The sequence below is a fragment of the Micromonospora rubida genome, assembly GCF_009908295.1.
Taxonomy (GTDB): domain Bacteria; phylum Actinomycetota; class Actinomycetes; order Mycobacteriales; family Micromonosporaceae; genus Micromonospora; species Micromonospora rubida.
Window position 1 is genome coordinate 885697 of the sequence record NZ_JAAALO010000004.1, and the last position, 11088, is coordinate 896784.

The following is an 11088-nucleotide window of genomic DNA, read 5'->3' on the forward strand; positions in this document are numbered from 1 at the left end:
CGGCGAGTCTGACACAGCGGGGGACGAGATTCGACTTATCCGCAGATTCTAGGCCGTTCCCTAATCCTGACCTTGGGTGATGACTGTCGGGTGCCACACCCATATCGTGACTGTCGAGGTCATCCCTTGAAGGAGACGGCATGGACGCGATTGACGTGGTGGGCAACATAGACCACCGTGACCGCGAAGAGTTTCGCAGCCGTGGGTTCGCGATACTCCCTCAGGTCGCGAGCGAGTCGGAGGTGGCGTGGCTGCGTCAGGTCTACGACCGGCTGTTCGTCCGGCGCGCGACCCCAGGCGCGGAGAACTTCTACGATATCGCCGGCCAACGCGACCGCGAAGGGCCGCCGTTGCTGCCACAGATCATCAAACCGGAGAAATACGTACCGGAATTGCTGGACAGTCCGCACTTCGCGCGGTGTCGGTCAATTGCGTCAGCTTTTCTCGATATGGCCGAGGAAGAGCTGGAGTTCTATGGACACGCCATCCTGAAGCCGCCGCGATACGGCGCTCCGACGCCGTGGCACCAGGACGAGGCCTACATGGATCCCCGATGGAGCCGGCGCGGGTTGAGTATCTGGACAACTCTGGACGAGGCCACCGTCGAGAGCGGCTGCCTGCACTACCTGCCGGGGGGCCACCGCGGTCCGGTGCTCGCGCACCACCACATCGACAACAACGACCGCATCCGTGGCCTCATGACCGACGACGTCGATCCGACCAGCGGGGTCGCGTGCCCGCTGGCGCCCGGCGGTGCGGTGGTGCACGACTTCCGAACCCCGCACTACGCCGGTCCGAACCTGACTGACCAGCCTCGGCGTGCGTACGTGCTGGTATTCATGAGCGCGCCGGCCGAGGTCGCCGACCCTGAGCCCCGCCCGTGGATGACCTGGGAATAGCAGGCCCGGTCGCGCCCCGGAATCTCTCACCCGAAGAAGGCCAGCAGGTTCCGCAGGACGCGGGGATAGCCGTATTCCACCCGCACCCGGTCCTGGATCCGACCGACGATCCGGGCATGCCGCTCGAAGTCTGTGGTAAGGCGGGCGAGCGTCGTGGCCGGATCGTCGCCGAGCAGCAGGGGCGCGCACTCATTGCCGTAGACCTCGGCGAGGAATTCCGCGTCGGCGGAAAGAACCGGCAGGCTGCCCGATGCCAGGGTTTCGAACATGCGCGGCGTCAACAGGCCCGTGCCCGCCACCAGGGGACGGACCAGGATCGGTGAGATCAGCGACCGGCCCATCTCCGCGATCACCTGCCCGAAAGCCACCGGTGGGCAGAGTTCGACGCCACGTTCCGCCAGCCAGCCCGGGACACCGGTGGTCGCGTCCTCGAACCCGGGAGAGGTGGCGCCGTCCCAGAAACGTCCGCAGACCCGCATGCGAGGTACGGGACGCAGCGTCGCCGCCGCCTCCACCATGGTTGTCAGCGGCTCCCAACGCCACCAGTTGCTGCCGATGTACTGCAGGTCGTAGTCTCGCTTCCGGCCGAGCGTCAACGGATGGCACACGGTTTCGGGCATGCCGATGCACGAGAAGAACTCCGCTCCTGGGGCCATCTTTCCGGTGAGCTTCGGCTGTAGCACCAGATCGCTCAGCTCGCTGTACAACGAGCGCCAGCTCCCGGCGGTGTACTTGCCCGCCGTGCCGTCCGCGCCCAGCTCCGGTTGCTCGTCGGCCCAGTGTAGGTCGAAGTCCACGACCAGCCGGCGCGACCGGGGGAACGTGCGGGCCGCCAGTTCGATCTGCTCGGGAGTCAGGAACTGTCGGGCCTCGAACATCACCACCAGATGGGTGCCCCAACTGAGGTCCGGCTCGACGGGCAGGTGTCCGGGCACCTGGTCGTCCATCCGCGACAGCGGGCCGCTGACCCGGACCTCGCAGCCCGCCGCGCGGGCCGCCCGGACGTAGCCCGCCACGGTGTGACTGAACCCGGCCTGCCAGTGGAAGTTGCCGGAGATGAGGATGCGGGGCCCCGTCATGACGCCACCTCACGCCGTGCCGGCGTACGGCCCGCGCGCAACGCTCGATGACTGCGCCGACGTTCCGCTATCGTCGGCGCGTGGCCCGCCAGCCATCGCATCGCCGCCAGGGTTTCCCGGGTTCCGGTCATCGGGTCTATCTTGCCGACCACGCTCCGGCCGAACAGGTCCGCCACAAGCCATCGGGCGGCCAGCCGGGTTGCCTTAGTCGGGTTCCAATCCACATCGGTGAGCAGGTAGTAGTAGCGGTTGCGCCGCATGTGCACCCGGGTGTAGGTGCTGCGCGTGGCCGCGCCGCCGCCGCCGTGGTGTTGCAGGCCCTCGTCGAGCAGGAGAGCCACCCGCCAGCCCGCCCATCTGGCCCGCCGGCACAGGTCCACTTCCTCGTAGTACGTATGGAACACCTCATCGAACATGCCCACCTCGCGCAGCATCGTCACCCGCGCGAACAACGCCGCACCCTGGACGTACGCATGCTCCAAGGTCCGCGGCGCGCGGCCTTCCGGACTGCCGGCCGGGGACGGATGAGCCATTCCGTCGCCCGCGAACGCGTGCTGTTCGCCCAGCCAGAGTGCCGTGTTGGTCCAGTCGTTGAACTCGACCAGTTCGGTCGAGTGGGCGTCGTAGCGGTATTGCAGCGGACCGACGATTCCATATTCCGGCCAACGCTCGGCGAATTCGACCATCGCCCGGACCAGCCGTGGCGGGGTCCAGGTATCCGGGTTGACCAGGAATACGTAGTCGGCGCCGGCGGTGAGTGCGGCCCGGATACCGACGTTGTTGGCTCCGGCGAACCCGAGGTTGGTGGGATTACGGGTGATCTTCACGCTCGGGAACTCCCGCGCGACCATCTCCGAGCTGCCGTCGGTGGAGGCGTTGTCGATCAGGTGCACGTCAAGATCGAAGCCTTCGGTGTCGCTGTCGACCAGCGCCCCTAGGCAGCGACGCAGCCACTTGATCTCGTTGGTGGTCACCGTGACGGTCGCCACCTGCGGGCGTCCCGATGTCATGTGCCGGCCTCTCTCCTTCAACGCCGCGTCCGATACCCACACCGCAGCTACCGCCGCAGCACGGCCCGGATGGCCTCGGTGAGTTCGAGGGCGTCGGGCAGCAGCGCGTGGTCCAGATTCAGGGCGTACGGGATCACGGCGCCGTCCGGCCGGGACACCCGCTTCGGCGGTACCGCCAAGCCGAACTCCTCGGCCGCGGTCGCCGCGATCTCGGCACCGAAGCCACACATCCGGTTCGAGTCGTCGATCACCACCAGCCGACCGGTCCGGCTGATCGACTTACCCAGGGTCTCCCAGTCGACCGGGTAGACCGTACGTGGGTCGATGACCTCGACCGACGCCTCGTCGGCCAGGTCGGCGGCCACCTGGAGGGCAACCGGGACCAGATGGCCCACGGCGACCACCGTGACATCGGTGCCTTCCCGGTGCGTACGGGCACTGCCCAGCGGCACGGCGTCGAGGTCGCCGTCGATCTCCTCGGACGTACCCATCAGCAGGGTCGGCGCGAACACGGCGACCGGATCCGGCTCCCGGATCGCCGACAGCAGGAGGCCGTACGCGTCGCTGGGCGTCGCCGGCACCGCGGTCTTGACACCCACGTGCGCGAGCAGGCTGTACGGGTGGTCGGAGTGCTGTCCGGCCATGCCCGACCGGGACCCGGAGCCGGGTACCAGATAGGTGACCGGGACGCTGGCCTGGCCGCCGGTCATCAGCGAGAACTTGTGCGCCTGGTTGGCGATCTGCTCGAACACCAGGTACAGCAGGGACGGGATCTGGAACTCGACGACGGGACGCTGGCCGGCGATGGCGGCCCCGGTGGCCAGGCTGGTGAACGCCTGCTCGGACAGCGGTGTGTCCACCACCCGACCGGTACCGTGCGCCTCGGCCAGTCCCTTGGTGATGCCGGTGAGGCCCAGGCAGACGTCTTCGCCGAAAATGCACACCCGTTCATCACGGGCCATCTCGTCGCGCAGGGCCTGGTTCAATGCCGCGATGTAGGACAGACTCGGCATCGGATCACGCTCCCGGCCGCGTCGGCACCATGCCGGCGTACAGGTAGTCCAGAGCGTCGCGCGGGTCGGAGCCGGGACTCGAACCGGCGAACGCGACGGCTTCGGCGATCAGCGCGGCGATCTCCGCGTCGACTTCGTCGGCGACCGCCGGCGCGAGACGAGCACGCTGGCGGGCCAGCGGATCACGCGCCGTCCAGCTAGCCACCTCGGCCTCGTCGCGGTAGTTGATGCCCATCAGGTGTTCCACGGTGTGATGACCACGGAACCGGTAGGTGGCGCACTCGAGGAAGTGTGGTCCCCTACCGGCACGGCAGGCGGCCACCGCCCGGCCCGCGGCCTCGGCGACCGCTTCCACGTCCATCCCGTCCACCGCGGCCGCGGTCAGGCCGAACCCGGCCGCCCGACGCACCGGGTCGCCCGCCAGGCCCCGGTCGACCGGCAGGCTGATGGCGTACCCGTTGTTCTCGCAGACGAACAGCACCGGCAGCGACCACAGCGCCGCCAGGTTGAAGGCCTCGAGCACCACGCCCTGGCTGAGTGCGCCATCGCCGAAGTACGCCACGGCCACTTGCTGGTCACGGCCTTGGCGCCGGGCTGCCCAGGCCGCTCCCACCGCGATCGGTGCGCCCGCGCCCACGATCCCGTTCGCGCCGTAGATGCCCAGCCCAACGTCGGCGGCATGCATCGACCCACCACGCCCCCGGTTGAGGCCCGTGCTCGCACCGTACAGCTCGGCCAGTGCCCGCTTCGGGTCGGCACCCTTTGCGAGCACATGGCCGTGTCCACGGTGGGTGCTGGTGATGACGTCGTCCTTTCGCAGGTGGGCACTCACGCCCACCGCGACGGCCTCCTGACCGATGTAGGGGTGGATACCACCGACGATCGTCCCGGTGACGGCCATTTCGAGGCAGTGCTCCTCGAACTCTCGGATCAGGCGCATCTGTCGGTAGAAGTATCGAGATCGATCCGGCTCAGTCGTCACATGAACTCCCCTTTCGCCAGCGCGGACGGGATTCGGCACCGACTGTAGGGCGGGAAGGTCCGGGAAATCCCCAGAGATCACCGCGCCTACCTGGTGAGGTCCTGCAGCACGTCGAGGACGGTGACCGGCAGGGGCATCTCGGCGATCTCGTCGGCCATGGCACGCGCGGCCGTGGCGTAGGCCGGCTCGGTCAGCAGCACGCGGGCCGCACTGGCGAGGGCGTCCTCGGTGTCCGCACCGGGCGGCAGGGTGATCGCGATGCCCTTGGTGGCCAGCATCCGGGCCCAGTCCACGAACCGGCTCTCCTGCGGGATGATCAGCTGCGGGACACCGGCCTGCATGGCGGTGAGCGCGGTCATCGTGCCGGAGTGGTGCACGATCAGGGCGCAGGTGGGCAGGACCATGTCCAGCGGAACCCAGCCCGCGTGCGCGACCCCGGGCATCTTCCGGATCAGCGCGCCGACCTCCTCCGGGGCTGCGACGACCAGTTCGATGTCCAGGTCCGCGAGCGCGGTCACGAGGTTCCACAACAGGTCCATGCCGTGCGTCGGCGTGACCAGGCTGCCCGCGGTCAGCAGTACCCGGCGCCGATCCGCCGGGGTGACCATCCACGGTTCCACGGGCCGCTGCTCGCTGGTGGGCATCCACCGCATCGGCTGCACCGGTCCGCCTGCGGGCCGGATGCTCGCCGGGAAGATGTCGATCGCCAGGTCGAAGTCGGGCACCCGGTCGAGGCCGAGCGCGCTCAGTTCGGGCTTGAGCTCGTCCTCGACACCGGGGTGCGTGCCATCCCGGTCGACCGGGGTCCCGGTGAGCAGGTGCCGGGCGCAGGGCAGGCCGAACTCGGCGGCCAGCAGTGGGCCGGCGTAGGCGTGCGGCCCGCTCACCAGGACGTCCGGCCGCCAGTTGGTGATCAGGTCGCGCGTCGGGCCGAGGTTGACGGCGGCCAGGCGGCCGAACATGTGGCCGACGAAGGTCGGCAGCTCGGCGTCGTCGGTGGGAAATTCCAGCGGGTTGCCGGCGCGATCGGTAGTCAGCAATTGCGTCAGCGTCAGATCACTCGTCGTCACGGCGGGCAGGCCGATGCTCGTCGCTGCGGCGGCCGCCTCCGCGGTGGACGCGACGATGACCTCGTGACTGCTCGCCCGTGCGGCGACAGCCAGAGACCCGACCCCAAATACGTTCGATTTCACTGGCCCCGGCAGAAAGAGTATCTTCACGAACCCTCCATGCGAATTCACGTCAAGATGACAGTGCCCGGTGCGGCGCACACCAATCCCCCGCAGCCGGCGTCCGGCCAATTCGAGGGTATCGCCCAGCAATTCAGCGAGAAACCCCGTTTCCGGGCTGAGCAGGCCGGGACCGGGCTGACGCCAGACGGTCAGCCAGCCCTATCGTAGATCACTTCAGGCACGTGACACTAGCGCTCCCACTAGACCTTCCCCGGAATCGTTGAACGCCAATTTCGACACGCCGTATGGTGATGTTCTAAATAGAAGTAGCCCGTCCCCTCCTCCTCATCGATTGGGAGCCTCATGGTCAGCACGGTCTTGGTTATCGGTGGCGGTCCGGCCGGATCGACCGCCGCGGCGCTGCTCGCGCGTGCGGGACTGTCGGTGACCTTGCTGGAGAAAGAGACCTTCCCGCGCTACCACATCGGCGAGTCGATCGCGTCCTCGTGCCGGACCATCGTCGACTTCGTCGGCGCGCTGAGCGACGTCGACGCACGCGGCTACACCGAGAAGAACGGTGTGCTGCTGCGATGGGGCAAGGAGGACTGGGCCATCGACTGGACCGAGATCTTCGGTCCCGGAGTCAGGTCCTGGCAGGTGGACCGCGACGACTTCGACCACGTACTGCTGAACAACGCCGCCAGACAAGGCGCCACGGTCGTTCAGAACGCCGAGGTCAAGCGGGTGATCTTCGACGGCGACCGCGCGGTGGCCGCGGAGTGGACCGAGCCGGACAGCGGCGAACGGCGCACCACCGAGTTCGATTTCGTCGTGGACGCCTCCGGCCGGGTCGGCATGATCCCCGCCCGCCACTTCAAGCACCGGCGAGCGAACGACACGTTCAAGAACGTCGCCATCTGGGGCTACTGGGATGGTGGATCACTGCTGCCCAACTCGCCGGAGGGTGGTATCAACGTGATCGGCGCGCCGGACGGCTGGTACTGGGTCATCCCGCTGCGGAACAACCGCTACAGCGTCGGGTTCGTGTGTCACCAGAAGCGCTTCCTCGAACGCCGCAACGAACACGGGTCACTCGAGGACATGCTCGCCGCGCTCGTCCAGGAGTCGCCGACGGTGCGGAGCCTGGTGGCGACCGGGACATACCAGCCGGGTGTCCGGGTCGAGCAGGACTTCTCGTACGTGTCCGACAGTTTCTGCGGTCCCGGCTACTTCGCCGCGGGCGACAGTGCCTGCTTCCTGGACCCGCTGTTGTCGACCGGCGTGCACCTCGCGCTCTACAGCGGCCTGCTCGCGTCGGCGTCGATCCTGGCCATCGTCAATGGCGACGTCGAGGAGGAGCAGGCCTACGGGTTCTACGAAACGCTCTACCGCAACGCCTTCGATCGTCTGTTCACCCTGGTCGCGGCCGTCTACCAGCAGCAGGCCGGCAAGGCGAACTACTTCGCCCTCGCTGACCGGCTGGTCAGCGAGCACGACGAGACCGAGTACGAACGGGTGGACGGCGCCAAGGCGTTCGCCCAACTGATCGCCGGGATCGCTGACGTGAGCGACGCCATGGCCGGCCGCTCGGTTCCGCCGCAGCTACCGGAGGCCGACGCCGGCAACTCGGTCGGCCAACTCTTCGTCGCCGCCGAGCAGGCTCGGCGGATGGCGGAGGCCGGTGTTCCGAAGGCGCCGGTCAGCGAAGGGCTGAACAAGGTCGACGGACTCGAGCTGTTCGACCCGGACACCGGCCTGTACCTGATGACGAGCCCACGACTGGGCATCGGACGGACCCGGCCGGCGTGAGCGGCTCCTTGGCGGCCGGTCCCGCCCAACGCAACGAGGACTACGACCGACTCACCGTCGAGATCATCGAACGGGTCTGCGGCCGGACAGCCGTGTCGGTCGATCTCGGCGCCGGCGTCGGCGAGATCACCCAGCATCTGGTCCGGGTGGCACCGGAGGGCACCCACTTCGCCATCGAACCGTTGCCCGCTCTTGCCGACGAGTTGGCAGACCGGCTGCCGTCGGTCACGGTCGTCAGGGCGGCAGCCGCCGACACCGCGGGCCCGCACAGCTACGTGCACGTGGTGTCCAACCCGGGCTACAGCGGCCTGCGCCAGCGTCCCTACGACCGGCCGACAGAGACGCTGCGTGAGATCACCGTCGAAACCGTACGTCTGGATGACGTCATTCCCACGGATGTACGTGTCGACCTAATCAAGATCGACATCGAGGGTGGCGAGGTGCTGGCCCTGCGCGGGGCGCGTGACACGTTGCGGCGTGGTCGGCCGGTGATCGTCTTCGAGCATGGCGGCGACGAGGTCATGCGTGAATACGGCACGACGACGGACGACCTCTGGTCATTGCTGGTGGAGGAGCTGAGTTACCAGGTGTTCACCCTGCCGGCGTGGCTGGCGGGGCGGCGCCCGCTGACTCGCGCCTCGCTCACCACGGCCCTGGAACTGGACTGGTACTTCGTCGCGGACTGCGCCGCCGGGTCCACGACCACTGATCAGAAGGGTTTGGACTGATGAACTCCGTCGGAGACCTGCGTGTCGCCAACCGGATCGCGGAATGCGACATCCGGCGGACCGGGCTGTTGCCCGAGCACGTCACGGCCTTTCGCCGGCAGGGTGTCCTGGCCGTACGCGGGTTGCTCACTCCGCAGGAACTGGCCGACGTCCAAGAGGCCGGCCGGACACTGATCGACCGGGCGTGGTCGACCCGGTCCATGCAGGACATTGTCTGGACGTTGGAACCCGACCAGCCGGGCGCCGCACCGGTGCGAATCGAGTACGTCGTAGACAAGGCCCGACCCATCGCCATGCTGGCCGGCCACCCGTTGCTACTGCGGATCATGGAGCAGTTGGTCGGACCGAATCTGATCCCGACCTGGGACAGCATGGTCTTCAAGACACCCGCCGGAGCGCCCAGGCTGGCCTGGCACCGCGACGCCGGGCTGTACGACAACGCGGTCGGCATCACCGGTGCAGGCAGAGTCATCGACGCCGGGATCTACCTCGACCCCGCGCCCGAGGACAACTGCGTCTGGTGCATTCCGGAGTCCAATTACTGGGACGACGATCGATTGACCGCCACCGCGGACCGACTCAACGCGAGCGAATGGGACACCACCGGGGCGGTACCAGCCGTGATGCAGCCAGGGGATCTCCTGCTGCACAACATTCTCACTCTGCACGGGGCGCCCGCGGTGGTCGGCAAGCAGCGTCGGGTCATCTACTTCGAGTACCGGCCGGCCGAGGTCGAATGGCAGTTGGGCCCGCACAGTGCGGAGTACATCGGGCTCAAACAGCAGGTACTGCGATCCTGCGTCCAGATGCGGGCGCACGAGCCGCAATTCGGCGACGAGGAGCCGTTCGACTATCAGCCGGCTGAGTCGCTCCGGCACTGGGCGGACCGGCCGGAGATCGACACTCTGCGTTTCGCGCACGAGGAGTACTGGCGATGGTGAGCTCGGGCGGCATTCGATGAGCATCCCGGGCGACAGCCACGACACCCCGGCCACGGCAGCCGATCAGACCGCGTGTGTGCTGCCGTGGATTCACCTCTGCGCCTCCATCGACGGCGTCTACGGCCGGTGCTGCGTCGATGACTCGATGTACCACACAGAACTGTACGACGAGCAGGAAGAGCCGGCGTTCACGCTGAACGACGACGCGATCGGTTGCTCCCCGAGTTCGCGGTATGCCAAGGACAACCCGGACCGGGTGATGGGCATCCGGGAGGCCTTCAACAGTCCCAACATGAAGCGGACCCGACTGGCGATGCTCAGTGGCCAGCGCGTGGAGGCGTGCAAGTATTGCTACTTTCGGGAGGACCACGGCGCCCAGTCCTACCGGCAGAACGTCAACCGCCGGTTCCATCAGGAGTACGACCTCGATGCGCTCGCCGCCCGTACCGCCGCGGACGGCACGGTCGAGGAATTCCCGTTCTTTCTCGACATCAGGTTCGGCAACAACTGCAACCTGCGGTGCGTCATGTGCACCTACCCGGTGAGTTCCTCCTGGGGTGCCAAGCAACGTCCGGCATGGTCGTCCGCGGTGATTGACCCGTACCGCGACGACGACGAGTTGTGGGCGACACTGCGGGAGAATGCGCACCTGATCCGCCGGCTGTACTTCGCGGGTGGCGAACCCTTTCTGCAACCGGGTCATTTCGCCATGCTCAAGCTACTCGTGGAAACCGGGAACGCGCACAATGTCGACGTCCAGTACAACTCGAACCTGACCGTGTCCCCGGACAACGCGATGAAGCTCCTACGGCACTTCAAGAGCGTGGGTATCGGGGCTTCCTGCGATGGCGTCGGCGAGGTGTTCGAATACATCCGGGCCGGCGGGAAGTGGGCGGACTTCGTGGCCAATCTACGCCTGCTCCGGTCCGAGTTCGACGTCTGGCTCCAGGTGTCGCCGCAGCGGCACAACCTGTGGGACCTGCGTAACGTGCTCGAGTTCGCGCGTACCGAGGGGCTGGAGGTGGACCTGGCCAACGTCGTGCAGTGGCCGCAGGATCTCTCGGTCGTCAGTTTGTCGGCCGAGGAGAAGGCGCGCGCGAACCAGGAGTTGACGGATCTGATCGTCTGGTGCGCCGAACTCGGCTGGGACAAGCCCGCAACCCATCTCGACGCCCTGCGTTCGTTCATGAACTCGCTCGATCCGACCAGCCTGGTGGACGACGGGGTGCCCTGAACGACGACTTCCGGAACGAATTCGTACGGTGCCGCGACAGTTCCTGGCCCAGAGCGCTGAATGGCTGATGTGTATGCGAAACCGCTGCCCCGCTGTCGAAGATCAGGTATGGGGAAAACGCTAGTCCGGTTCAGCTACTCTCGGTCGGTGCGGCGGCCGATCGCAGTGAAGCCTGTCGTGCACCGGACCGGTCGATCCGCGCCTGTGTGGTGATCGGGCTC

At 67.4% G+C, this 11088-nt stretch carries 10 protein-coding genes; 5 read left to right on the forward strand and 5 right to left on the reverse strand.

The genetic code is table 11. From position 1 onward, the window contains the following. Positions 1 to 140: 140 nt before the first annotated feature. Positions 141 to 899 carry a phytanoyl-CoA dioxygenase family protein gene (locus tag GVV04_RS18635; protein WP_161689272.1) on the forward strand — a complete coding sequence of 253 codons (759 nt, stop codon included), beginning with the start codon at positions 141 to 143 and terminating at the stop codon, positions 897 to 899. 26 nt (positions 900 to 925) lie between these two features. Here the strand turns inward: GVV04_RS18635 and GVV04_RS18640 are convergent, their stop codons facing one another. The 5 genes from GVV04_RS18640 to GVV04_RS33995 form a co-directional block, all read right to left on the reverse strand. Continuing rightward, positions 926 to 1915 carry a CgeB family protein gene (locus GVV04_RS18640; RefSeq protein ID WP_328822447.1) on the reverse strand — a complete coding sequence of 330 codons (990 nt, stop codon included), beginning with the start codon at positions 1913 to 1915 and terminating at the stop codon, positions 926 to 928. A 59-nt stretch (positions 1916 to 1974) separates the two neighbouring features. Beyond that, complete coding sequence (locus GVV04_RS18645) at positions 1975 to 2988, reverse strand: glycosyltransferase family 2 protein (RefSeq protein WP_161689274.1); 1014 nt, start codon at positions 2986 to 2988, stop codon at positions 1975 to 1977. Positions 2989 to 3035: 47 nt separating this feature from the next. Then, positions 3036 to 4001, reverse strand: a complete 966-nt coding sequence (locus GVV04_RS18650) for an alpha-ketoacid dehydrogenase subunit beta (protein ID WP_161689275.1) — start codon at positions 3999 to 4001, stop codon at positions 3036 to 3038. A gap of 4 nt (positions 4002 to 4005) precedes the next feature. Next, complete coding sequence (locus GVV04_RS18655) at positions 4006 to 4941, reverse strand: thiamine pyrophosphate-dependent dehydrogenase E1 component subunit alpha (RefSeq protein WP_161689472.1); 936 nt, start codon at positions 4939 to 4941, stop codon at positions 4006 to 4008. 128 nt (positions 4942 to 5069) lie between these two features. Continuing rightward, on the reverse strand, positions 5070 to 6203 hold the full coding sequence (locus GVV04_RS33995) for a nucleotide disphospho-sugar-binding domain-containing protein (RefSeq protein WP_161689276.1): 1134 nt from the start codon (positions 6201 to 6203) through the stop codon (positions 5070 to 5072). 315 nt (positions 6204 to 6518) lie between these two features. On the opposite strand from GVV04_RS33995, the gene GVV04_RS18665 reads away from it, so the two are divergent. From GVV04_RS18665 to GVV04_RS18680, 4 genes are read left to right on the forward strand one after another with little or no spacing between them, the layout of a single operon-like run. Further along, positions 6519 to 7964 (forward strand): NAD(P)/FAD-dependent oxidoreductase, encoded by a 1446-nt coding sequence (locus GVV04_RS18665; protein ID WP_161689277.1) that lies wholly within the window; start codon positions 6519 to 6521, stop codon positions 7962 to 7964. 8 nt (positions 7965 to 7972) lie between these two features. Continuing rightward, positions 7973 to 8692 (forward strand): FkbM family methyltransferase, encoded by a 720-nt coding sequence (locus tag GVV04_RS18670; protein WP_161689278.1) that lies wholly within the window; start codon positions 7973 to 7975, stop codon positions 8690 to 8692. After that, the gene (locus tag GVV04_RS18675) at positions 8692 to 9633 is read left to right on the forward strand and encodes a phytanoyl-CoA dioxygenase family protein (RefSeq protein WP_161689279.1); all 942 of its coding nucleotides are present in this window, start codon (positions 8692 to 8694) and stop codon (positions 9631 to 9633) included. Before GVV04_RS18670 ends, GVV04_RS18675 begins: the two co-directional genes overlap by 1 nt. A gap of 16 nt (positions 9634 to 9649) precedes the next feature. Continuing rightward, positions 9650 to 10867, forward strand: a complete 1218-nt coding sequence (locus GVV04_RS18680; RefSeq protein WP_161689280.1) for a twitch domain-containing radical SAM protein — start codon at positions 9650 to 9652, stop codon at positions 10865 to 10867. Positions 10868 to 11088 lie beyond the last annotated feature (221 nt).

Excerpts from the sequence above, each read along its gene's own strand:
- GVV04_RS18675 (WP_161689279.1), top strand. The coding sequence starts at position 8,692 with ATGAACTCCGTCGGAGACCTGCGTGTCGCCAACCGGATCGCGGAATGC.
- GVV04_RS18665 (WP_161689277.1), top strand. The coding sequence starts at position 6,519 with ATGGTCAGCACGGTCTTGGTTATCGGTGGCGGTCCGGCCGGATCGACC.
- GVV04_RS18645 (WP_161689274.1), bottom strand. The coding sequence starts at position 2,988 with ATGACATCGGGACGCCCGCAGGTGGCGACCGTCACGGTGACCACCAAC.
- GVV04_RS18650 (WP_161689275.1), bottom strand. The coding sequence starts at position 4,001 with ATGCCGAGTCTGTCCTACATCGCGGCATTGAACCAGGCCCTGCGCGAC.
- GVV04_RS18680 (WP_161689280.1), top strand. The coding sequence starts at position 9,650 with ATGAGCATCCCGGGCGACAGCCACGACACCCCGGCCACGGCAGCCGAT.
- GVV04_RS18655 (WP_161689472.1), bottom strand. The coding sequence starts at position 4,941 with ATGCGCCTGATCCGAGAGTTCGAGGAGCACTGCCTCGAAATGGCCGTC.
- GVV04_RS18635 (WP_161689272.1), top strand. The coding sequence starts at position 141 with ATGGACGCGATTGACGTGGTGGGCAACATAGACCACCGTGACCGCGAA.